Source organism: Brevundimonas sp., from assembly GCF_041648615.1.
In the GTDB taxonomy this organism is placed as follows: domain Bacteria; phylum Pseudomonadota; class Alphaproteobacteria; order Caulobacterales; family Caulobacteraceae; genus Brevundimonas.
Genome location: NZ_JBAZOS010000026.1, coordinates 21,114 through 42,785, shown reverse-complemented (window position 1 = coordinate 42,785; position 21,672 = coordinate 21,114). Strand labels below are relative to the sequence as shown.

The following is a 21,672-nucleotide window of genomic DNA, read 5'->3' as shown; positions in this document are numbered from 1 at the left end:
GAACGTCTCGTTCAGCTTCCGCGGCAATGAGCCGGTGCGCCGGGCGATCCACAGCGTCTTCCTGTACCACGCCATCCAGGCGGGCATGGACATGGGCATCGTCAACGCCGGCGACCTGCCCGTCTATACCGACATCGAGGCGACGCTGCGCGAAGCCGTCGAGGACGTGATCCTGAACCGGCCGCAGCGGACCAATGTCTCGAACACCGAGCGGCTGGTCGACATCGCGCCCAACTACAAGGGCGACAAGGGCGTGGCCCGGGTCGTCGACCTGAAATGGCGCGACCAGCCCGTCGGCAAGCGGATCGAACACGCCCTGGTCAACGGCATCACCGAGTTCATCGACGCCGACACCGAGGAGGCGCGCCTGTCGTTCGACCGGCCGCTGCACGTCATCGAAGGTCCGCTGATGGACGGAATGAACGTCGTCGGCGACCTGTTCGGCTCGGGCAAGATGTTCCTGCCCCAGGTGGTCAAGTCGGCGCGGGTGATGAAACAGGCCGTGGCCTGGCTGGAGCCCTATATGGAGGCCGAGAAGGCCGGCAAGCCGCGCGAGCAGGCCGGCCGCATCCTGATGGCCACGGTCAAGGGCGACGTCCACGACATCGGCAAGAACATCGTCGGCGTCGTTCTTCAGTGCAACAACTACGAGGTCATCGACCTGGGGGTCATGGTCCCGGCCGACCGCATCCTGGACGCCGCCGTCGAGCACAAGGTCGACATCGTCGGCCTGTCGGGTCTGATCACGCCGTCGCTGGACGAGATGGTCTTCGTGGCGCGCGAGATGGAGCGGCGCGGCTTCGACATCCCGCTGCTGATCGGCGGGGCGACGACCAGCCGGACCCATACGGCCGTCAAGATCGAGCCCGGCTATCGCGCCGGTTCGACCACCTATGTCGTCGACGCCAGCCGCGCCGTCGGCGTGGTCTCGGGCCTGCTGTCGAAGACCGAACGGGCGAAGAACGAGGCCGCGACGCGCGACGAATACGTCCGCATCCGCGAACAGTATGCGCGCGGTCAGGAGGTCAAGGCGCGGGCGTCCCTGCCCGCCGCCCGCGAAAACCGTTTCAAGCCCGATCCGGCGACGCCGCTGCCGGGCGCGCCGTCGTTCCTGGGCGTCCGCGCCTTCGACGGCTGGGACCTGCAGGACCTGGCCGACCACATCGACTGGACGCCCTTCTTCGCCAGCTGGGAGTTGATCGGCCGCTATCCGCTGATCCTCGAGGACGAGATCGTCGGCGAGGCGGCGCGCGACCTGTTCAAGGACGCGCGGGCGATGCTGAAGCGGATCGTCGACGAGAAATGGTTCACGGCGCGCGGCGTGGTCGGCTTCTGGCCCGCCAACGCCGACGGCGACGACATCGTGGTCTGGGCCGACGAGAGCCGCACCGAAGAGATCGCCCGCTTCCACACCCTGCGTCAGCAGATCAAGAAGTCGAACGGCAAGCCCAATCTGGCCCTGTCGGACTTCGTCGCCGAAACCGGTCAGGACTATATCGGCGCCTTCGCGGTGACCGCCGGCCACGGCGAACTGGAGATCGCAAAGCGGTTCAAGGAGGCCGGCGACGACTATTCCGCCATCATGGCCACGGCCCTGGCCGACCGTCTGGCCGAAGCCTTCGCCGAGGCCCTGCACAAGAAGGTGCGCACCGAGCTGTGGGGCCATGCGGCGGACGAGGACACCACGGTCGAGGACCTGATCGCCGAGCGATATCAGGGCATTCGCCCCGCGCCGGGCTATCCGGCCCAGCCCGACCATACCGAAAAGGCGACCCTGTTCCGTCTGCTGCAGGCCGAAACCAACGCCGGCATGGCCCTGACGGAAAGCTTCGCCATGACGCCGCCGGCCTCGGTGTCGGGTCTGTATTTCGGGCATGCCGAGAGCCACTATTTCGGCGTCGGCAAGATCGATCCGGACCAGGTCGCGGACTACGCCCGGCGCAAGGGGTGGGACGTGGCCACGGCCGAGCGCTGGCTGTCGCCGATCCTGAACTATGAGCCGGGGGCGGCGGCGAGAAGCGACGCGGCCTGACGCGCCATCCCTTCTCCCCTTGCGGGAGAAGGTGGCCGAGCGGAGCGAGGTCGGATGAGGGGTCGCGCTGGCCGGGCTGGCGAGCGATCCACCGGCGGCCGATGACTCCCGCCGTCAGCGAGACCCCTCATCCGTCAGGCTTCGCCTGACACCTTCTCCCGCAAGGGGAGAAGGGGTCGCGTTTCCGTCTCTCAAGTCCCCGAAATCCTCGTCGCCCGCCTTCGAATTCCTCGTGAATTCGTCGCCGAATTCCTCGCCTATTCCAGACCCACGTCCGCCGGGGTCGCCGGGGCGGTGGTGATGTTCTCGCGGATGCGCCGCGCGGCGTGCTCGCAGCGACCCGGCAGGCCGAAGAACAGGCCGAAGGCCTGGCTGCGCACAACCTCGTCCTGCCCCGCCAGCGGCGTCCATTTGGCCGTGGCCTCGGCGGCGGCGGCGCGGGCGGCGGCGCGGCTGGCGGGGGTCTGGCGCGGCTCGGCGGCGTCCAGCGCCGCGCGGAAGTCGGCGGCCTCCAGCCTGCCCAGACGGATGATGTCCTGATCCAGCGGATCGGCGTCGGTCAGGGTTTCGCCGAGGGCCACGTGGCCGTTCACCAGCGCCTCGCACCAGGCCACCAGCGGATAGTCGCCCTCGGGCGCGCCACGCGGCATCGGATTGGCGTAGGCGACGGCTTCACGGAAGCGCTCGGTTTCCACGGCTTCCACGCCCGGGGCGGTGTTCACCACGCCGCCGTCCTGGGCCGGCGCGGGAGTCTGGGTCGAGAGCATCAGGGCGGAAACGAGGGTGATCAGCATGAGGACGCCTGGAACGGTGGATGACGGGTGTCGGTCGCCAACGCTTGAACACCGCAAATGGTTTTTGTGCGGCGCGGGTTCGGGCAACAAAAAGGGCGGCGGACCCGAAGATCCGCCGCCCCAGTTGGTCTTGGGTATCAGGCCTTAGAAGTTGGCCGTGACACCGAAGAAGACATAGCGGCCCAGCGCATCATACAGCTGCGGATAGGTGTTGCCGTTGCCGGTCGTACCCACGCTGTAGGACAGTTGCGGATCGTTATCGAACACGTTGTTGACGCCGGCGCGGAAGGTGACGGTATCCATCACCTGCCAGGTCGCCGCCAGGTCGAAGTAGTTTTCGGCGTCGAAGTAACGGTCCAGACGGGTGCCGCCGTTGTTCAGCGAACCACCGGCGCCCAGGACGGCGAGTTCAACCTCGCCGTAGTGACGCCAGGTGCCCGACACGTCCAGGTCCCAAGGCGTGGACCAGGTCAGACGGGCGCGGTGACGCCATTCCGGGTTCGGAACGCCGCACTGGTTGGCGTAGAAGCCGGTGCAGTCATAGACCGAGTCAGACTGGCCTGCGCCCGTGTCGGTGACCAGTTCGCTGAGGTAGGTCCCGACGAACGAGCCCGACAGCGAGCCGTAGCCGGCGACGCCCCAGTCTTCCAGGTCCACGCTATAGTTGGCATTGACGTCAACGCCGGAGGTTTCGTAACCGCCGATGTTGATGTTCAGGTCCTCGACGTTGCCCGAACCAACCCACAGCTGACCGCCACCCGGGTTACGGCTGATGCGGCTACAGGCGGCGGCGTCGTTCTGGTTATAGCAGAGGTTCAGCGTGTTCAGGGCGCCGAGCGTCTGGATGGCGCCGTCGATCTTGATGCTGAAGTAGTCAACCGAGAGGTTGAAGCGCGGGAAGAAGCTGGGCTCCCAGACGACGCCGGCCGTGTAGGTGTCGGCTTCTTCCGGGTTCAGGTTCGGGTTGCCGCCCTGCAGGAAGCTGTACTGACCGGCGGGGCTGTCCAGAGCGCCGCTGGCAGCCTGGCCAGCCGTGACCTGATACGCGGCGGTGCCGATGCAGTTCGCGGGCAGGGCGCCGGCGCCGTTCGCCGCACGACCGGGGGTCGAGCAGGGATCGAAGTCGGCGTCGAACAGGTTGAAGCCCTGGGCCGTGAACAGTTCGATCACGTTCGGGGCGCGAACCGCGCGCGAGTAGCTGGCGCGGAAGCGAATGTCTTCAACCGGGGCGTAGTCGGCGCCCAGCTTGTAGGTGTCGGTGCCGTAGTTTTCGTACTCCGACCGGCGATAGGCGCCGTCGATCGAGGCCGAATAAGCCCACGGCTGATCGTCGGCCAGCGGCAGCTGGAACTCGGCGAACACTTCAGCGACGTCCGCGTCACCCGTGAAGCCGATCGTCGGGCCACCCTGACCAGCGCCGTCGCCGGACTGGAAGTTGGTGTCGGTGATCGAGCCCAGGGCGTCGCGGCGATACTCGGCGCCGAACGCGACCTGCAGGTTGCGCGAGGCCGTCGGCATGCTCCAGCCCGTGTCGCCCGTGATCGCGGCGGTCACGACCTGCTGGGTCGTTTCACCGGTCTGGATCAGCGGGATCTGCAGGTAGTCGAGAGCCGCCTGGGTCACGCCGCCGGCGATGAAGACATCGTAGGGAACGCAGGCCGGGTCGGTGCCATTGACGACCGAACGGCAGGTCGGAACGCCGCCCACGCTGACGACGTCGAGGGCCCGGCCCAGACGAGTCACCGAGAAGTCGTTCTGATAGACGCGCGACAGGTTCACACGCGAGAACTGGGCCGCAACGTCATAGTTCCAGCCGGGGACGATCTCGCCACGGACGCCGGCGACGCCGCGGTAGGATTCGTAGTTCAGCGTGTCCTGACGACCGCCGCCCTCGACGTTACGACGCCCGACGTACAGCGTACGACGATTGCCGGCGAGGATGTCGGCCGCCGTACAGCCGATCGTGGCGGCTTGTTGCGCGCCGAGCAGGGGGCTGTCGCAGTTGACATCCGGCGTGTTGAAGAAGCTGCCCGACGGAGCGATCTGCGCGACCGACTTGTAGTCGGAGAACATCAGCTGGGCGAACACTTCAGCGTGCGGGTTGATCTCGTAGCGACCGAAGGCGCCCAGGGTGTAACGCTCGTCGGGCCGCTGATAGTAGTTCACCGGACCGAAGTTGTAGTTGTTGGCGTCGGCGCTGAACGGAACGAAGGTGCGGCCCGCGCCGAGCGTCGAGTTGAAGGTGCTGAAGTCGGTGAAACGACCCGGGAACGACGTGCCCGAACCACCGCAGGTGTAGGTGGTCGGACGCACGGCGGCCGGAGCGCCGAGGCTGCAGGCCGAGTAGTCGCGGTCGCGCTGCAGGATCGCGTTGTTGTTGCGATAGCCGGCGTAGGCCATCACATTGCCCTTGCCGTCCGGCGCCGAGACGCCGACGGTCAGGTTGATCGAGCGGCTCTCACCGTCCGAGACGTTGTCGTCCGGCAGGGCGAACTGCGACGGGTTGGTCGTGCCGCGGCGCGCGATTTCCGCACGCAGGTTGCCGACGCCGTCATAGTCGTTGTTGTGCTGGTAGAAGCCATACTGGGCGTCCAGTTGAACGCCTTCGAAGTCCTTCTTCATGATGAAGTTGACGACGCCGGCGACGGCGTCCGAACCGTAGACGGCGGAAGCGCCGCCGGTCAGGACTTCAACGCGCTCGACCAGTTGTTCCGGGATCTGGTTCAGGTCGGCCGCGTCGTCGTTCGGCGAGCCGTAGCCCATGCGGCGACCGTCGATCAGCACCAGGGTGCGCGACGAACCGAGGTTGCGCAGCGAAACCGTGGCCGTGCCCGAGGCGCCGTTGGCGACCGTCGAGTTCTGGGCGGCGAAGGCTTGCGGCAGTTGGTTCACCAGGTCCTCGACCCGGGTCACGCCCGCGATGTCGATGTCCTCGCCGGTCACCTGGGTGACGGGGCTGGTGGTGACCAGATTGGTCTGCGGGATGCGCGAGCCGGTGACGACGACTTCGTCGAGCTGCGTCTCATCCTGGGGAGCCGGCGCCGTCTGCGCCATGGCGGGTGCGGCGAAGGCCAAGGCGGCGAAGCCGCCGATCATCGTCGTCGACAGAAGCCGAATACGGGTTTTCTGGGTTCTCAAAGGTCGTCTCCTGATGTTCGACGTCTCCCTGTTACCGGGGCGTCGCGGCCTTAGAATGGAATATTCCCTTCTCCCACGGACAGATTCCCCCGCCGCAGTTGACCGACGTTATGCTCTGCACCGCGCTGTTCGCCAGCATAATTACACGGTTGTAACCGTGTCGAAGCGTGACTGTCGTATTTAGGCCACGATACGGTCACAGCGCCTGTTGCGGCCCAATCCGGTTGACGCCGGGAACCACTTGACCGACTTAGGTCGCCGGGCGGGCGGACAGCTGGACGAGGACCAATCATGTCATTCATCTCGGGTCTTGCGGCCGTCGCGGCCATCGCGGCCCTGTCCGGCCAGGCCACGCCGCCGCAGGAGCGAGCGGAGACCCTGTCACGCGTGACGGCCTGCCGCGCCATCGCCGACGGGGCCGCTCGCCTGACCTGCTATGACACCGCCGTCGGCGCGCTGGATTCCGCCGAACGCCAGGGCGAGGTCGTCGTCATGGATCGCGCCCAGATCGGCGAGGCCCGACGCCAGCTGTTCGGCTTCGAGATGCCGGCCATGCCCCGCCTGTTCGGGGACGAGGGCCCGGCTTCGCTCGACTCGATCGAGACCACGCTTCAAAGCGCCACCCGGATCGCCGATAACCGCTGGGTTTTCCGCCTCGCGGATGGCGGCGTCTGGCGCCAGATCGATTCAGACCCGCTTCGCTTCCGTCCCCGCCAGGGCGACGCGGTGCGGGTGCGAAAGGCCAGCATGGGCAGCTTCCTGATGACGGTCGGCGACAGCCGCGCCGTGCGGGTGCGGCGGCAGTAGCGATGACGCCCCGTCCGCTGTCGCCGACCGTCTGGACCTCGCCGCAGCTGGCGCCGGAAGCCCTGGCGGACCTCGCCGCGGCGGGCGTGCGCCGGATCATCAGCAATCGGCCGGACCGGGAGGATCCCGGGCAGCCGACGGCGGCCGAGATGGAAGCCGCGGCGCGCAAGGCCGGAATGGACTTTGACTGGATCCCCGTGTCGGGGATGCCCGCTCCCGCCCAGGTCGCGGCGGCGGCGGCTTTGCTGGCCGACGGTCGACCCACGGTGATGTTCTGTCGCTCGGGCACGCGTTCGGCCGCCCTGTGGGCGATGTCGGAGCGAACGCGCGGCGCGGACGCGGACGACCTGCGCGCCGCGGCGGCGAGCGCGGGCTACGACCTCGGCCGGCTGCCGCTCTGACGGATCAGCGCAGAATGGCGACCCGCGTGGCGTAGGGTGCGGGTTCAGGCGTGCAGGAGGCCGCGGCCAGTTGCATCGCCATGAGACACAGGAAGGCCACAGCCACGGGCTGGAGCCGATTTGAGACAGCCAGGGCGATGGAAACGGCCAAAATGCGCACTCCGCAGAAGGTTTACGAAACCTTGACGCAAGGCCCGGGCCGCGCCGGATGATCCCGTTCGTCTCCATGCCCGCGTTCGAATACGGCCGCGCCGACGGCGTCTCGCCCCTGATCCAGCGGGTGATCGCGAACAATCCGGGACCGTTCACCTTCACCGGCACAGGAACCTACATCGTCGGCCGCCCCGACCCCGGGGCGGCGGTGGCGGTGATCGATCCGGGGCCGCTGGACGACGCCCATCTGGCGGCGCTGCTGGCGGCCGTGGCCGGCCGACGTGTCAGCCATGTGCTGGTGACCCACACCCACCGCGACCACGCCCCCCTCGCCCGCCCCTTCGCCGAGGCCACAGGCGCGCCGATCCTGGCCGCCCGGCCGCCGGCCCGGACGGTCCACGTCTCGCCCGCGCCGGATGAGGAGGAGGACGAGACCTTCGCGCCGGACGCCGTGCTGGCGGACGGAGAGATTCTGGCGGGCGACGGCTGGACCCTGGAAGCCCTCGCCACGCCTGGGCACGCCTCGAACCATCTGGCCTTCGCCCTGCGCGAGGAGAACGCCCTGTTCTGCGGCGATCATGTGATGGGCTGGTCGACCACCGTCGTGGCGCCGCCCGACGGCGACATGGCTGCCTATATGGACAGTCTGGACCGGGTGATCGCCCGCGATTTCTCGACGCTGTGGCCGACCCACGGGGGGCCGGTGACAGAGCCCGGCTCCTTCCTCGCGGCCTACAAGGCCCACCGGCTCCTGCGCGAGGCGCAGGTCATCGGGCGCCTCGCCGCCGGCGACCGGCGGATTTCCGCGATCGTGCCGAACCTCTACGCCGCCGTGGATTCCCGCCTGTGGCCGGCGGCCAGCCTTTCGGTCTGGGCGCATCTGATCGCGCTGGAGGCGGCCGGACGGGTAGCGGCCCGACCGGGGCCGGCGCTCGACGCCGACTGGACCCTGACCTGAAGCCTAGCGGCTGGTCCGCAGCGCCTCGCTGATACGGGACGCCATCCGGCAGGCGTCGCCGCCGTGGGGCCGGTCGTCGCGCGCGGCGACGCGGATGTCGGTGCGGCCGGGCCGGATACGGATCACGGCGTCATGGTCAAAGCCGAACCAGAAGCTTTCACGACTGCCGTCGGCGCGGGCCACCCCGGCCCCGCGAATGGTGAAACCGGCCTGTTCGAGCGCCCAGGCGGCGGAACCGGGCGCGACCTGGGTCATCAGCGGCAGGGCCCCGGGGCAGGCCTCGACGCCGGCGGTGACGCGCGGCCCCCGCCCCTGCCGCTCGCCGCGCAGATCGCCGAAGCCGGGAATCTCGGTCAGATCGGTGCTGATGTCCTCGGGGGGAGCGTCCGCCTGCCGGCTGTTGTGCCAGACATAGGCGGCCAGCGTTCCTCCGCTGGTCACGACCGCCGCCAAAGCGAGGAGACCCAGCCGGCGGAAATCCCGCAAGGCCAGAACGACCGCCCCGACCGCGGCAAGGCCGCCGACAAGGGCCAGCCACCAGCCGATCCGCAGGGTCAGCAGATCATAGCCCGTCTCGGGCGACAGGCCGCCCGCGCGGGTCCCCAGGGCGGCGGCCAGCACCAGCAGGGGCGCGGCCAGGCTCAGAGCCAGCAGGGCTCCGACCACACGGCCGCCCCGGACCCGTCCCCGCGCCATGGCGTCAGGCCCCCGCCGTCGGCAGGCGATAGTCCTTCATGCGCTCGCGGATCAGCTTCTTGTCGACCTTGCCCGTCGCCCCCAGCGGGATGTCGTCCACGAAGACGACGTCATCGGGCATCCACCATTTGGCGATCTTGCCCAGGAGGAAGTCGAGGTGCTCCTGTTTGTCTTCCGACTCGCCGGCCCTCAGCTTGATGATCAGAACCGGCCGTTCGTCCCATTTGGGATGGGCGGCGCCGATGACGGCGGCCAGTTCGGCCTTCGGATGGCCGACGGCGATGTTCTCGATCTCGATCGAGCTGATCCACTCGCCCCCGGACTTGATCACGTCCTTGGCCCGGTCGGTGATCTGCATGAAGCCGTGCTCGTCGATGGTCGCGACGTCGCCCGTGTCGAAGAAGCCCTCATGGTCGAGGATATCGCCGCCCTCGCCCTTGAAATAGGCCCCGGCGATGGTCGGCCCCTTGATCATCAGACGGCCGTAGGTGACCCCGTCGTGGGGCATCTCCTGACCGGCGTAGTTCTTCAGCTTGAGCTCGACGCCCAGCGGCGGCACGCCCTGTTTGACGCGCCACTTCATCTGCTCGTCGTACGGCAGGGCCAGCAGTTCGGGCGGCAGGTTGGACAGGGTGCCGATCGGCGAGGTCTCGGTCATGCCCCAGCCCTGCAGAACCTCGATGCCGAACTCCTCCTGGAAGGCGCGGATCAGGCTTTCGGGCACCGCCGAGCCGCCGATCAGGACCTTCTTGACGGTCGGGATGCGCAGATTGTTCTCGCGCAGGTGCGTCAGCAGCCCCTGCCACACCGTCGGCACGGCGGCGGAGAAGGTCACGCCCTCGCTCTCGATCAGCTCATAGATGGCCGCGCCGTCCATGCGCGCGCCCGGCATGACCAGCTTGGCGCCCGAAGCCGGCCCCGCGAAGGCGATGCCCCAGGCGTTGGCGTGGAACATCGGCACCACCGGCAGGATCACCTCCTTCGGCGACGGCCCCAGCACCGTGGACTGCATGCCCAGCAGCGTATGGATGAAGTTCGAGCGGTGCGAATACAGCACCCCCTTGGGATTGCCGGTCGTGCCCGAGGTGTAGCAGAGGCCGCAGGCGGTCTGTTCGTCGAACCCGCCCCAGGCGATGTCTTCCGAGGCCGTCGCCAGCAGGGCCTCATAGCATTCGGCGCCGGGCAGCAGCGTCGCCGGCATGGCCAGTTCGTCGGTCAGCACCACCACCCGTTCGACCGAGGGACAGTGCGGCAGCACGGCCTCCAGCAGGGGAATGAAGGTCAGATCGACGAAGATGATCTTATCCCCGGCGTGGTTGATGATGTAGGCCAGCTGCTCGGGGAACAGGCGCGGGTTCAGGGTGTGGCAGACCGCGCCCATGCCCATGATCCCGTACCAGACCTCCATGTGGCGGCCGCTGTTCCAGGCCAGGGTGGCGATGCGGTCGCCGACCTGGACGTCCCAGTCCTTCAACACGCTGGAGACGCGTTTGGCGCGGGCGTGGATCTCGGCATAGGTGGCGCGGACGATCGGCCCCTCGACCGATCGGGTGACGACCTCGCGGTGGCCGTGCCAGTTCTTTGCATGGTCCAGGATCTTGTCGACCGTCAGCGGCCAGTCCTGCATCAATCCGAGCATCACGATCCCTCAAGCCTGCGCCTGCTTTTCGAGGCGCTTTGGAGTCACGCTATCGGCGTGATGGCCGATAAGCAACGTGACGCAAGGTCACCCGGAGGCCCGCCCGGCTTGGCGAAACCGGGTGCGCGGCCCTAGAAGCGGTCCATGACCATCCTGATCGCCATCACCGGGGGCTCCGGCTCCGGCAAGAGCACCCTGGCGGAAGCCCTGGTCTCGGCCCTGCCGGACGGCAGCGCGGTGCTGTTGCGTGAGGATTCCTACTATCGCGACGCGGCGGATCTGCCCGATTTCGACCCGCGAACCTTCGATTTCGACGATGTGGCGGCGCGCGACCACGAGCTGATGATCCGCGATCTCGGCACGCTGAAGGCCGGAGGCGGCATCACCGCGCCGGTCTATTCCTTCATCCGGCACGGGCGCGAGCCGGACGGCGAGGCCGTCGCGGCGGCGGATGTGGTGATCGTCGAGGGCACGCACGTCCTGTGCACCCCCGGGCTCGTCAGCCTGTTCGACATCCGCGTCTTCGTCGACACGCCCGCCGACATCCGTTTCATTCGCCGGCTGCTGCGGGACCAGGCCGAACGGGGACGCACGGCGGAGTCGGTCATCGACCAGTATCTGGCCACCGTCCGGCCCGGACATGAACGGCTGACCGAGCCGTCGCGGCTGAACGCCGACTTCGTGGTGGCGGACGCCACCGCGGCGGTGCGGCTGGAGGACCCGCAGGCCGTGGTCCGGCTGGCCGCTCCCGTGCTGGCGCATCCCTTGCTGGCGGCCCTGCTCGACCGCTGATTGCCCGCGACCCGGCGCCCCTCTTGCTCACCGTCCGCCGCCAGGCCACCCTGGCCGCTCAGAGAGCAGCGAATTTCCATGCAGACCCCGGCCCCGTCCCCCCCCTCCTTCCCCGATCCGAAGCGGGAGGCGATCCTGCGGCACGCGCGCCGGTCGTTCATCACCGAGGGCTACGCCGGCGCCAAGATCGAACCGATCGCGCGGGACGCCGGCGTGTCCACCGCGACCCTCTACGCCCTGTTCGACGGCAAGGCGGAGCTGTTCACCGCCGTGATCCAGGACGCGGCCGTGGATTTCGACCGGCTGATGCGCCACGTCCGAACGGCGAGCGGCCCGGCCCGCGAGCGGCTGACCGGTTTCGCCATCGCCTACGCCGGCTTCATGGCCGACCCCTTCATCCGCTCGGTGTTCCGGCTGGTCATGGCCGAGCGTCCGCGGTTCCGGGACGTGGCCATGCGGTTCTTCGACCGCGGCAAGGCCGACTTCGGCAAGGTGCTGATCGACGCCCTGGGCGAACTGGTCGAGCGGGGCGAACTCAGGATCGAGCGCACGTCCTGGGCGGCGGGCCAGCTGATGGGAATGATCGAGCATCCCGTCTTCTTCATGCCGCTGGTGACCGGGGACGAGGTCATGCCCGTCCGCGCCGTGGACCAGATCGCCGCCGACGCGGTGGAGACCTTCCTCGCCCGCTACGGCGTCTGACGGATCAGGGCTGGAGCCGGGTCCGGGTCCAGACGGCGCCGTCCCGGTCGAAGCGCAGGCGGTCGTGCAGGCGGAAGGGCCGGTCGCGCCAGAACTCGACCTGGTCCGGAACGACGCGCCAGCCGGTCCAGTGCCGGGGGCGAGGCACGTCCTGGCCTTCGAACCGCGCCGCCTCGCGCGCCACGGCCTGCTCGAGGGCGGCCCGGTTCTCCAGCGGGCGTGACTGGTCGGACGCCCAGGCGCCGATGCGGCTCTCGCGCGCCCGGCTGGCGAAATAGGCGTCGGCCTCGGCCGGGGTCACCGGCTCGACCCGTCCGCGCACCCGCACCTGACGGCGCAGGGACTTCCAGTGGAACAGCAGGGCGGCCCGCGGACGCGCCGCCAACTGTCGGCCCTTGGCGCTCTCCGCGTTCGAATAGAAGGTGAAGCCGTGCGCATCGACGTCCTTCAGCAGCACCACCCGGCTGTCCGGCGCGCCGTCCGGGTCGACGGTGGACAGGGTCATGGCGTTGGCGTCGTTCGGCTCGGTCGCCTTCGCATCGGCCAGCCAGTCGATGAACAGGGCGATCGGCTCGGCCCGGTCGAAAATCGTCTCGTCCCCGTTCGCGGCGAGGGCGGCGGCGTAGTCGCGCGCATAGTCTTCACGGGTCGGGCTGGAAGGGATCACGGGTGCGGTCATGCAGGTCAGATAGGGCATCCCGCTCCGCCGGGCGAGAGCGTCACGGTTAACCGGGCATTGACCCTATGTCGCGCCTTAGTGGCGGCATGCGCGCCCGCTCGCTCCCTGAGGTCGTCTCGACCCGTGAAGCCTACGCCCTGCTCGGCCTCTCCGGCCCGGCGGAAAGCGAGGCGCTGACCGCCGCCTTCCGCACGGCGATCAAGGCCGCGCGGCCTGATGCGCCGGGCGGAGACGACACCCGGTTCCGCAAGACCATCGCCGCCTGGCGGCTGATCCAGCAGGATACGGCCCCGCTGGCCCTGGCCGCGCCCGCGCATTGCGTCCCCGCCCTGCCCGTGGTCGGTCTGGGCCCGGACGCGGCCCTGAACGGCGGCGTGGTCGAGGTCCGGCTGGGCCGCCGCAAGCTCCGGATCCGCGTTCCTGCGGGCCTGCGCAGCGGCGAACACCTGCGGCTGAAGGCGGCCGGAGACGGCGGCGCCGACCTTTATCTGCCGGTGCTGGTGCGCGGCGACGGGCGGCTCAGCGCCGTCGGCGACGACCTCCACATGACCTGCCCGGTCCCGCTGCGGCTGCTGGAAGACGGCGGGCGGCTGGAGATCGAGACCCACGCCGGGCCGCGCTCGGCCTGGCTGGTCGGCGGCCATCAGCCGCTGCGGCTGCGCCTCAAGGGCCTGGGCCTGCCGGCGCGCGGCGCGCGGCCGCAGGGGCATCTGTTCGTGACGCTGCAGCCGTCCGAGGACGCGCCGTCGGCGGCCGAGGATCTGCTGGTGCGGTTCACACGCGTCTGGACGCCGGACCGGCTGGCGGCCTAGCGTCGCCGGATGTCGCACAACACCTTCGGCCATCTGTTTCGCGTGACCACCTGGGGCGAGAGCCACGGGCCGGCGATCGGCTGCGTCGTCGACGGCTGCCCGCCATTGCTCCCCCTGACCGAGGCCGACCTTCAGCCATGGCTGGACCGGCGAAAGCCCGGCGGCAGCCGCTTCGTCACCCAGCGGCGCGAGAGCGACACGGCCCGGATCCTGTCGGGCGTGTTCGACGACGGAAACGGCCCGGTCACCACCGGCACGCCCATCGCCATCCAGATCGACAACGAGGACGCCCGCTCGAAGGACTATGGCGAGATCGCCCACGCCTTCCGGCCGGGCCACGCCGACTACACCTACCAGGCCAAATACGGCGTGCGCGATCACCGCGGCGGCGGCCGGTCGTCCGCGCGCGAGACGGCCGTGCGGGTCGCGGCCGGGGCTGTGGCGCGCAAGATTTTAGGAGATGGGGTCCGCATCCGCGCCGGGGTGGTCCAGCTCGGGCCGCACCGGATCGCGCCCGATGCGGTGAACTTCGACGCCGTATACGGCAACGCCCTGTTCGCGGCCTCGGCTGACGTCGTGCCGGCGTGGGGGGACTATCTCGACGGCGTCCGCAAGGCCGGGTCGTCGATCGGCGCCGTGGTCGCCCTGGAGGTCACGGGCGTCCCCGCCGGCTGGGGTGCGCCGGTCTATGGCAAGCTGGACGCCGAACTGGCGGCGGCGATGATGTCGATCAACGCGGTCAAGGGCGTCGAGATCGGCGCCGGCTTCGGCTCGGCGGAACTGTCGGGCGAGGAAAACGCCGACCAGATGCGCATGGGCGACGATGGGCGGCCCGTCTTCCTGTCCAACCACGCCGGCGGCGTTCTGGGCGGCATATCGACGGGGCAGCCGCTGACGGCGCGGATCGCCTTCAAGCCCACCTCCTCCATCCTGACGCCGCGCCAGACCATCACCCGCGACGGCGAGGAGACGGATCTGCGCACCAAGGGCCGGCACGACCCCTGCGTGGCCCTGCGCGGCGTGCCGGTGGTGGAGGCGATGGCGGCCTGCGTGCTGGCGGACGCCTTGCTGCGGCATCGCGCCCAGATCGGCTGACCCCTTTCAGCCACCAACACTGTTGCTTATATAGGCGCCAGCGAGGTTCCTAACCCTCGGAGTCCCGGGAGCATCCCATGATCGACGTCAGACCCTTCAACAGCCTCGGCGGCGCCGACCACGGCTGGCTGAACGCCAAACACCATTTCTCATTCGCCAACTACTACGACCCGAGCCGCATGAGCTGGGGCCGGCTGCGCGTCTGGAACGACGACGAGATCGCCGCCCGGTCCGGCTTTCCGCCCCACCCCCACGCCGACATGGAGATCATCACCTATGTCCGCACCGGGGCCATCACCCATGAGGACTCGCTGGGCAACAAGGGCCGCACCGGCGCGGGCGACGTCCAGGTGATGAGCGCGGGCACGGGCGTGCGCCATTCCGAGTTCAATCTCGAGGACGAGATGACCACCCTGTTCCAGATCTGGATCGAGGCCGATGTGCGCGGCGCCAAGCCGAGCTGGGGCGCCAAGGTGTTTCCGAAGAACGACCGGACCGGGAAGTTCTCGGTGCTGGCTTCGGGCGATTCGACCGACGACGCCCTGACCATCAACGCCGACGCCCGCGTGCTGGGCGCGACGCTGAACGCGGGCGAAAGCCTGACCTACAGCCTGGCGGAAGGCCGCCACGCCTATCTGGTCCCCGCCGTCGGCGCGGTCGAGGTCAACGGCGTGCCGCTGAACGCCCGCGACGGGGCCGCGATCAAGGACGAAACCGAGATCACGATCACGGCCACGGCGGACGCCGAGCTGGTGATGGTGGATAGTCTGTAGCGTCCCTTCTCCCCTCCGGGGGAGAAGGTGGGCCGCGGAGCGGCTCGGATGAGGGGGATGCCTGACGCATCTCCCTCGCCAGCCGGACTGAAACCGCCAGCCCCCATCCGTCAGGCTCCGCCTGACACCTTCTCCCCCGAGGGGAGAAGGAGAATGCAAAACCCCGCCCGGATCGCTCCGGGCGGGGTTCTTCTTTTGCTTCACACCGTCAGTGCGTGGCGACCACGGTCCCCGGGTCCTGCACCGGCAAGGACGCCGGCAGCGGATCGGTCGCCTCGTCCCATTCCACCGGCGTCAGGGTGCCGGTCAGGGCCCATTTCAGGGCCTCGTCGGCGGTCTTGATCGGGACGATCTCGAGCGCCGACTTCACATTGTCGGGCACGTCGGCGAGGTCCTTCTCGTTCTCTTCCGGGATCAGCACCGTCTTGATGCCCGAGCGGAGGGCCGCGAGCAGCTTCTCCTTCAGGCCGCCGATGGCGGTGACCCGGCCGCGCAGGGTGATCTCGCCGGTCATGGCGATGTCCTTGCGGATCGGGATGCCGGTCAGGACCGAGACCATGGCCACCGTCATGGCCACGCCGGCCGAGGGACCGTCCTTGGGCGTCGCGCCGTCGGGCACGTGCACGTGGATGTCGGTCTTCTCGAACGCCGGCGGCTTGACGCCGATGCTGAGCGACCGGGCCCGGACGTAGGAGGCGGCGGCGGAGATGGACTCCTTCATCACCTCCTTCAGGTTGCCGGTCACGGTCATGCGGCCGCGGCCCGGCATCTTGATCGCCTCGATGGTCAGGATCTCGCCGCCGAACTCGGTCCAGGCCAGGCCGGTGACGATGCCGACCTGATCCTCCTCGTCCGTCTCGCCGTAGCGGAACTTACGCACCCCCGCGAACTCGGCCAGCTTGGCCTCGTCGATGGTGACCGAGAGGGTCTTGTTCTTCGACATCTCGCGCACCGATTTGCGCGCCAGACCGCCCAGGGCGCGTTCCAGCGACCGCACGCCGGCTTCCCGCGTGTAGTAGCGGATCAGGTCGCGGATCGAGCTGTCCGGAACGACGAATTCCTCCGGCTTGAGCCCGTTCTCGGCCGTCACCTTGGGCAGGACGTGCCGTTTGGCGATCTCGACCTTCTCGTCCTCGGTGTAGCCGCTGACCCGGATGATCTCCATCCGGTCCATCAGGGGCTGGGGCATGTTCAGGCTGTTGGCCGTGGTCACGAACATGACGTTGGACAGGTCATAGTCGACCTCGAGGTAGTGGTCGCCGAACGCGTTGTTCTGCGCCGGATCCAGCACCTCCAGCAGGGCCGAGGACGGGTCCCCGCGCCAGTCGGCGCCCAGCTTGTCGATCTCGTCCAGCAGGATGAAGGCGTTGGTGGTCTTCACCTTCTTCATCGACTGGATGATCTTGCCCGGCATGGAGCCGATGTAGGTCCGGCGGTGACCACGGATCTCGGCCTCGTCGCGCACGCCGCCCAGCGACATGCGGATATATTCCCGGCCCGTGGCCTTGGCGATCGACTTGGCCAGCGAGGTCTTGCCGACGCCCGGAGGACCGACGAGGCACAGGATCGGGCCCTTGAGGCTGTTGGTGCGCGCCTGCACCGCCAGATACTCGATGATCCGTTCCTTGACCTTCTCGAGGCCGTAGTGGTCCTCCTCGAGGATGGCCTCGGCCTTGTCGAGATCGATGGGTTTGGTCTTGGCCTTGCCCCACGGGATAGACAGCAGCCAGTCGAGGTAGTTCCGCACCACCGTCGACTCGGCCGACATCGGGCTCATGTTGCGCAGCTTCTTGACCTCGGCCTCGGCCTTGATCCGGGCTTCCTTGGACAGGCGCGTCTTACGGATGCGCTTCTCCAGCTCCATGATCTCGTCACGGCTGTCGTCGGTCTCGCCCAGCTCGCGCTGGATCGCCTTCATCTGCTCGTTCAGATAATATTCGCGCTGGGTCTTCTCCATCTGGCGCTTCACGCGCGAGCGGATCTTCTTCTCGACCTGCAGGACGGAGATCTCGCCCTCCATCAGGCCGTAGACCTTCTCCAGGCGCGACGGCACGGCGATGGTCTCCAGCAGGCCCTGCTTGTCGGCGATCTTGACCGACAGGTGGGCGGCGACCGAGTCCGCCAGCTTGGACGGATCGGTGATCTGCGGGATGGAGCTGAGCGCCTCGGGCGGCACCTTCTTGTTCAGCTTCACATAGTTTTCGAACTGCTCGATCACGGCGCGCAGCAGGGCTTCCGACTGGGCGGGCTCGCCCGGGTCGTCGGCGATCTCGACGGCCTCGGCCTCGAAATAGTCGGTGCGGTCGGTGAATTTGGTCAGGCGCGCGCGGCTCTTGCCCTCGACCAGCACCTTGACGGTGCCGTCGGGCAGTTTGAGCAGTTGCAGGACCGTGGCCAGAACGCCGATCGGATAGATGGCGTCCGCGGCGGGGTCGTCATCGACGCTGTTCTTCTGGGTGGCCAGCAGGATCTGCTTTTCACCCTTCATGATCTCGTCGAGCGCCTTGACCGACTTCTCGCGTCCCACGAACAGCGGCACGACCATGTGCGGAAAGACGACGATGTCCCTCAGCGGCAGGACGGGCAGGGTTTTTGTCTCGGACATGGATGCGTACTTTCTACGGGGTCCTCGTTCATCTCGGACCCGCCGCTCCGGCGTGGGGAGCGCCTGTGCTCCCCCGTTTCGACTCGGCCCGCCGTTCGGCGGCCTTCGATTGAGTATGTGGTTTACCGGACGCTGCGTTCAAGCGTCGCCGGTCAGCGCCGCCGCTTTCCATCCACAAGCGCCCGGCGGCATGGCGGGCGCGCGGGTCGCTGGATATCGGCACGGGCCGTGCGGCCGGGCCGCGAACCATGGCAAGATCGCACCGATGGCGGTTGTGGCGCGGGCGCATCACGGCGGGCGCAGAAAAGGGCGGGCCCGTCGCCGGACCCGCCCTTCTTCAGTGTCAGCCCCGGATCAGGCGGCGCTGTCGGGCGCGGCCTTCTTGGACTTGGTCTCGGAGTAGATCAGCAGCGGCTGGGCCTTGCCCTCGATGACCTCGGCGTTGACGACGACTTCCTCGACGCCCTCGAAGGTGGGCAGTTCGAACATCGTCTCCAGCAGGATGCCTTCCAGGATGGACCGCAGGCCGCGGGCGCCGGTCTTGCGCGTGATGGCCTTCTTGGCCACCGCGATCAGGGCGTCGTCGGTGAACGTCAGGTCGACGTTCTCCATCTCGAACAGGCGCTTGTACTGTTTGACCAGGGCGTTCTTGGGCTCGGTCAGGATGGTGACCAGGGCTTCCTCGTCGAGGTCCTCCAGCGTCGCCAGGACCGGCAAGCGGCCGATGAACTCGGGGATCAGGCCGAAACGCATCAGATCGTCCGGCTCGACGCCCTTGAGGATGTCGCCCGTGCGGCGCTCGTCGATTTCCTTGACCTTGGCGCCGAAGCCGATCGAGGCCCCGTCGCCGCGCGCCGCGATCACCTTCTCGAGGCCGGCGAAGGCGCCGCCGACGATGAACAGGATGTTGGCCGTGTCGACCTGCAGGAACTCCTGCTGCGGGTGCTTGCGGCCGCCCTGCGGGGGCACGGAGGCGACGGTGCCTTCCATGATCTTCAGCAGGGCCTGCTGCACGCCCTCGCCCGAGACGTCGCGGGTGATCGAGGGATTGTCGGACTTGCGCGAAATCTTGTCGATCTCGTCGATGTAGACGATGCCGCGCTGGGCCCGTTCGACGTTGTAGTCGGACGACTGCAGCAGCTTGAGGATGATGTTCTCGACGTCCTCGCCCACATAACCGGCTTCGGTCAGGGTGGTGGCGTCGGCCATGGTGAAGGGCACGTCGATGATGCGGGCCAGCGTCTGGGCCAGCAGCGTCTTGCCCGAGCCGGTCGGCCCGATCAGCATGATGTTGGACTTGGCCAGTTCGACGTCGTTGTTCTTCGTCGCGTGGTTCAGCCGCTTGTAGTGGTTGTGGACCGCGACCGAGAGCACCTTCTTGGCGTGGCTCTGGCCGATGACGTAGTCGTCCAGGACCTCGCGGATCTCCTTGGGCGACGGCACGCCGTCCTTGGCCTTGGAGAATGAGATTTTGTGTTCTTCACGGATGATATCCATGCACAGTTCGACGCATTCATCGCAGATGAACACGGTCGGCCCGGCGATGAGCTTGCGCACCTCATGCTGGCTCTTCCCGCAGAACGAGCAGTAGAGCGTGCTTTTGGCGTCTGTGCCGGCGGCTTTGGTCATCGAGCCTTCTCACTCCCGCGGTTCACCCCGATATGGGGCTAACGCGCATCCTTCGCGTTGATTCCCGGAACATGGGCGCAAAGGTCTTCAAAAATTGACAATCACCCATACCGACGCCCGCCACAACCCCGGCCAAGCGTGGCCGGAGTGCGAAACGGACGGTTCACTGTTGAGGGAGATCGCGGCGAATGTCTGACATGGGAAGTCCCACAATGGTTCGCCAGTCGCCTCGCAAGGATCAGGCCATCGTCGCCTTCGATTTCGACGGAACGCTGACGGTTCGCGACAGCTTCACCCAATTCCTGCGCTGGCGGGCCGGCGCCGGCGGCTGGTACCGGGGGCTGGCGCGGATGACGCCCGATCTGGTCGCCTACCTTGCTGATCGGGACCGGGGCCGGCTGAAGGCCGCCTCGGTGCGGGAATTCCTCAAGGGGACGCCCCGGGGGCAGCTTGAGGCCGACGCCGAGGCCTACGCCGGCCAGGTCTGGCCGGGCTTCATGCGCTACGACGCCCTCGCCTGCTGGAAGGACTGGGGGGCGAAGGGGGCGTACCGGGTCATCGTCACGGCGTCTCCGGAAACCACCGTGGCGCCGTTCGCCCGCCGTCTGGGGGCCGAGGCCCTCTTGGGCACGCCGCTGACCTTCGACCCCGACCACCGGGTCACCGGCGCCTTCGCCGGCCCCAACTGCCGGGGCGAGGAGAAGGTGCGGCGGTTGCGCGCGGCCTTTGGCGAGGATGTGAAACTGGCCGCCGCCTATGGCGACACCTCCGGCGATACGGAGATGCTGGCCATCGCCGACGAAGCCGGCTTCCGGCGGTTCAAGGAGCAGTCCTGACCGTCAGCGGCCGTCGGCGTCCACGTCGAAGACCATGGCCTTGCCGCGCGACGTGGGGTTCCAGCCCGCGGCGATCGCCGAAGCCACGGCGTTGCGCACGCTGTCCAGATCGACGCGCTGCTTCTCCATGTCGGGCCGTCCGTTCGGCCGCATCGGCATGGGAAACAGCACGACCGCCTCACGCGGGAAGTCCTTCAGGCGCAGGCTCAACCCCATGCCGTCCCATTTGCCGCCGGCCAGCGGCCGGGGCTGGCGGCGGATCGCCCATTCATAGGTCTCGCCGTCGACCTCGACGGTCCCGCTGGTTTCGCGCGTCTGTTCCATGGCGGCCTGATAGCACAAAAGAAAAGGGCGCACCGGTCACGGCGCGCCCTTCCCCGGGTTGATGGAGAGGCTGGATCAGACGGTCTTGACGCCGTCGCTCTCGGCCTGCTCGCGGCGGTCGTAGACGTGATCGACGATGCCCCAGGCCTTGGCTTCCTCGGCGCTCATGAAGTGGTCGCGGTCGAGGGTCTTTTCGACTTCCTCATACGTCCGGCCGGTGTGGTGGACGTAGATCTCGTTCAGGCGACGCTTGGTGTAGCGGATGTCCTCGGCGTGGCGTTCGACGTCCGAGGCCTGGCCGCGGAAGCCGCCCGAAGGCTGGTGCACCATGATGCGGGCGTTCGGCAGGGCCACCCGCGCCCCGGCGGCGCCGGCGGCGAGGATCAACGAACCGGCCGAGGCGGCCATGCCCATGCACACCGTCGAAACCGGCGAGCGGATGTATTGCATGGTGTCGTAGATCGCGAGCGCCGAGGTCACCTGACCGCCGGGGCTGTTGATATACATGCTGATTTCCTTCTTCGGGTTTTCCGATTCCAGGAACAGCAACTGGGCGCAGATCAGCGACGCCATGCTGTCCTCGAAAGGCCCGGTCAGGAAGATGATCCGCTCGCGCAGCAGGCGCGAGAAGATGTCGAAGGCCCGCTCCCCCCGGCTGGATTGCTCGACCACCATGGGGACGAGGTTCATGTTCATCAGTTCGATCGGATCGCGCATATGGGCCTTCTGGGATGCATGGAGGCGCGACTCACCGGCCGCATGCCTGTTGGACAGGATATCGCGTCGCCGGGCCGTTGACGCAAGGCG

The 21,672-nt window shown here is 68.2% G+C and carries 20 protein-coding genes; 10 read left to right on the top strand and 10 right to left on the bottom strand.

Going from position 1 to position 21,672, the window contains the following annotated elements:
• On the top strand, positions 1-2,032 hold a 2,032-nt coding region (locus tag WC555_RS10815), incomplete at its 5' end, for a vitamin B12 dependent-methionine synthase activation domain-containing protein (protein WP_373253479.1).
• Positions 2,033-2,289: 257 nt separating this feature from the next.
• On the opposite strand, the gene WC555_RS10810 is transcribed toward WC555_RS10815, so the two are convergent.
• A complete protein-coding gene (locus WC555_RS10810) occupies positions 2,290-2,826 on the bottom strand; it encodes a hypothetical protein (RefSeq protein WP_373253478.1) in 537 nt (178 codons plus the stop codon).
• 144 nt (positions 2,827-2,970) lie between these two features.
• Entirely contained in the window at positions 2,971-5,964 is a 2,994-nt protein-coding gene (locus WC555_RS10805; RefSeq protein ID WP_373253477.1) for a TonB-dependent receptor plug domain-containing protein, read from the bottom strand.
• A gap of 291 nt (positions 5,965-6,255) precedes the next feature.
• Here WC555_RS10805 and WC555_RS10800 point away from each other — a divergent pair, with 291 nt between their 5' ends.
• Both WC555_RS10800 and WC555_RS10795 read left to right on the top strand, forming a co-directional pair.
• Positions 6,256-6,771 (top strand): hypothetical protein, encoded by a 516-nt coding sequence (locus WC555_RS10800; protein WP_373253475.1) that lies wholly within the window; start codon positions 6,256-6,258, stop codon positions 6,769-6,771.
• A 2-nt stretch (positions 6,772-6,773) separates the two neighbouring features.
• Positions 6,774-7,172 carry a TIGR01244 family sulfur transferase gene (locus tag WC555_RS10795; RefSeq protein ID WP_373253474.1) on the top strand — a complete coding sequence of 133 codons (399 nt, stop codon included), beginning with the start codon at positions 6,774-6,776 and terminating at the stop codon, positions 7,170-7,172.
• Between the two features lie 4 nt (positions 7,173-7,176).
• On the opposite strand, the gene WC555_RS10790 is transcribed toward WC555_RS10795, so the two are convergent.
• Positions 7,177-7,323, bottom strand: coding sequence for a hypothetical protein (locus WC555_RS10790; protein WP_373253485.1), 147 nt, complete (start codon positions 7,321-7,323; stop codon positions 7,177-7,179).
• Positions 7,324-7,380: 57 nt separating this feature from the next.
• Between WC555_RS10790 and WC555_RS10785 the strand changes: the two genes are divergently transcribed.
• Positions 7,381-8,283, top strand: a complete 903-nt coding sequence (locus WC555_RS10785; RefSeq protein ID WP_373253472.1) for an MBL fold metallo-hydrolase — start codon at positions 7,381-7,383, stop codon at positions 8,281-8,283.
• A 3-nt stretch (positions 8,284-8,286) separates the two neighbouring features.
• On the opposite strand, the gene WC555_RS10780 is transcribed toward WC555_RS10785, so the two are convergent.
• Positions 8,287-8,979 (bottom strand): DUF1499 domain-containing protein, encoded by a 693-nt coding sequence (locus WC555_RS10780; RefSeq protein ID WP_373253471.1) that lies wholly within the window; start codon positions 8,977-8,979, stop codon positions 8,287-8,289.
• Between the two features lie 4 nt (positions 8,980-8,983).
• Positions 8,984-10,618 (bottom strand): long-chain-fatty-acid--CoA ligase, encoded by a 1,635-nt coding sequence (locus tag WC555_RS10775; RefSeq protein WP_373253469.1) that lies wholly within the window; start codon positions 10,616-10,618, stop codon positions 8,984-8,986.
• 144 nt (positions 10,619-10,762) lie between these two features.
• On the opposite strand from WC555_RS10775, the gene udk reads away from it, so the two are divergent.
• Together udk and WC555_RS10765 are read left to right on the top strand one after the other, a co-directional pair.
• The gene (udk, locus tag WC555_RS10770) at positions 10,763-11,410 is read left to right on the top strand and encodes a uridine kinase (protein ID WP_373253468.1); all 648 of its coding nucleotides are present in this window, start codon (positions 10,763-10,765) and stop codon (positions 11,408-11,410) included.
• Between the two features lie 78 nt (positions 11,411-11,488).
• The gene (locus WC555_RS10765) at positions 11,489-12,112 is read left to right on the top strand and encodes a TetR/AcrR family transcriptional regulator C-terminal domain-containing protein (RefSeq protein WP_373253466.1); all 624 of its coding nucleotides are present in this window, start codon (positions 11,489-11,491) and stop codon (positions 12,110-12,112) included.
• Between the two features lie 4 nt (positions 12,113-12,116).
• On the opposite strand, the gene pdxH is transcribed toward WC555_RS10765, so the two are convergent.
• Complete coding sequence (pdxH, locus tag WC555_RS10760) at positions 12,117-12,791, bottom strand: pyridoxamine 5'-phosphate oxidase (protein WP_373253483.1); 675 nt, start codon at positions 12,789-12,791, stop codon at positions 12,117-12,119.
• Positions 12,792-12,877: 86 nt separating this feature from the next.
• Between pdxH and WC555_RS10755 the strand changes: the two genes are divergently transcribed.
• From WC555_RS10755 to WC555_RS10745, 3 genes are all read left to right on the top strand, one after another.
• Positions 12,878-13,603, top strand: a complete 726-nt coding sequence (locus WC555_RS10755; RefSeq protein WP_373253465.1) for a DnaJ C-terminal domain-containing protein — start codon at positions 12,878-12,880, stop codon at positions 13,601-13,603.
• 9 nt (positions 13,604-13,612) lie between these two features.
• On the top strand, positions 13,613-14,698 hold the full coding sequence (aroC, locus tag WC555_RS10750) for a chorismate synthase (protein ID WP_373253464.1): 1,086 nt from the start codon (positions 13,613-13,615) through the stop codon (positions 14,696-14,698).
• A gap of 77 nt (positions 14,699-14,775) precedes the next feature.
• Positions 14,776-15,471 carry a pirin family protein gene (locus WC555_RS10745; protein ID WP_373253463.1) on the top strand — a complete coding sequence of 232 codons (696 nt, stop codon included), beginning with the start codon at positions 14,776-14,778 and terminating at the stop codon, positions 15,469-15,471.
• A gap of 208 nt (positions 15,472-15,679) precedes the next feature.
• Here WC555_RS10745 and lon read toward each other — a convergent pair whose 3' ends face one another.
• Both lon and clpX read right to left on the bottom strand, forming a co-directional pair.
• Entirely contained in the window at positions 15,680-18,076 is a 2,397-nt protein-coding gene (gene lon, locus WC555_RS10740; RefSeq protein WP_373253462.1) for an endopeptidase La, read from the bottom strand.
• Between the two features lie 354 nt (positions 18,077-18,430).
• Positions 18,431-19,705, bottom strand: a complete 1,275-nt coding sequence (gene clpX / locus WC555_RS10735) for an ATP-dependent Clp protease ATP-binding subunit ClpX (protein WP_055832584.1) — start codon at positions 19,703-19,705, stop codon at positions 18,431-18,433.
• Positions 19,706-19,893: 188 nt separating this feature from the next.
• Here clpX and WC555_RS10730 point away from each other — a divergent pair, with 188 nt between their 5' ends.
• Positions 19,894-20,541 (top strand): HAD-IB family hydrolase, encoded by a 648-nt coding sequence (locus WC555_RS10730; protein WP_373253460.1) that lies wholly within the window; start codon positions 19,894-19,896, stop codon positions 20,539-20,541.
• A 3-nt stretch (positions 20,542-20,544) separates the two neighbouring features.
• Here the strand turns inward: WC555_RS10730 and WC555_RS10725 are convergent, their stop codons facing one another.
• Together WC555_RS10725 and WC555_RS10720 are read right to left on the bottom strand one after the other, a co-directional pair.
• Positions 20,545-20,865: a hypothetical protein gene (locus tag WC555_RS10725; protein WP_373253459.1), complete on the bottom strand. Its 321-nt coding sequence runs from the start codon at positions 20,863-20,865 to the stop codon at positions 20,545-20,547.
• Positions 20,866-20,940: 75 nt separating this feature from the next.
• On the bottom strand, positions 20,941-21,582 hold the full coding sequence (locus WC555_RS10720) for an ATP-dependent Clp protease proteolytic subunit (protein WP_373253457.1): 642 nt from the start codon (positions 21,580-21,582) through the stop codon (positions 20,941-20,943).
• Between the last annotated feature and the right edge of the window lie 90 nt (positions 21,583-21,672).

Coding starts and splice junctions, on each gene's coding strand:
- WC555_RS10810 (WP_373253478.1), bottom strand. CDS start 2,826: ATGCTGATCACCCTCGTTTCCGCCCTGATGCTCTCGACCCAGACTCCC.
- WC555_RS10800 (WP_373253475.1), top strand. CDS start 6,256: ATGTCATTCATCTCGGGTCTTGCGGCCGTCGCGGCCATCGCGGCCCTG.
- WC555_RS10795 (WP_373253474.1), top strand. CDS start 6,774: ATGACGCCCCGTCCGCTGTCGCCGACCGTCTGGACCTCGCCGCAGCTG.
- WC555_RS10785 (WP_373253472.1), top strand. CDS start 7,381: ATGATCCCGTTCGTCTCCATGCCCGCGTTCGAATACGGCCGCGCCGAC.
- WC555_RS10780 (WP_373253471.1), bottom strand. CDS start 8,979: ATGGCGCGGGGACGGGTCCGGGGCGGCCGTGTGGTCGGAGCCCTGCTG.
- WC555_RS10775 (WP_373253469.1), bottom strand. CDS start 10,618: ATGCTCGGATTGATGCAGGACTGGCCGCTGACGGTCGACAAGATCCTG.
- udk (WP_373253468.1), top strand. CDS start 10,763: ATGACCATCCTGATCGCCATCACCGGGGGCTCCGGCTCCGGCAAGAGC.
- WC555_RS10765 (WP_373253466.1), top strand. CDS start 11,489: ATGCAGACCCCGGCCCCGTCCCCCCCCTCCTTCCCCGATCCGAAGCGG.
- pdxH (WP_373253483.1), bottom strand. CDS start 12,791: ATGACCGCACCCGTGATCCCTTCCAGCCCGACCCGTGAAGACTATGCG.
- WC555_RS10755 (WP_373253465.1), top strand. CDS start 12,878: ATGCGCGCCCGCTCGCTCCCTGAGGTCGTCTCGACCCGTGAAGCCTAC.
- aroC (WP_373253464.1), top strand. CDS start 13,613: ATGTCGCACAACACCTTCGGCCATCTGTTTCGCGTGACCACCTGGGGC.
- WC555_RS10745 (WP_373253463.1), top strand. CDS start 14,776: ATGATCGACGTCAGACCCTTCAACAGCCTCGGCGGCGCCGACCACGGC.
- lon (WP_373253462.1), bottom strand. CDS start 18,076: ATGTCCGAGACAAAAACCCTGCCCGTCCTGCCGCTGAGGGACATCGTC.
- clpX (WP_055832584.1), bottom strand. CDS start 19,705: ATGACCAAAGCCGCCGGCACAGACGCCAAAAGCACGCTCTACTGCTCG.
- WC555_RS10730 (WP_373253460.1), top strand. CDS start 19,894: ATGTCTGACATGGGAAGTCCCACAATGGTTCGCCAGTCGCCTCGCAAG.
- WC555_RS10725 (WP_373253459.1), bottom strand. CDS start 20,865: ATGGAACAGACGCGCGAAACCAGCGGGACCGTCGAGGTCGACGGCGAG.
- WC555_RS10720 (WP_373253457.1), bottom strand. CDS start 21,582: ATGCGCGATCCGATCGAACTGATGAACATGAACCTCGTCCCCATGGTG.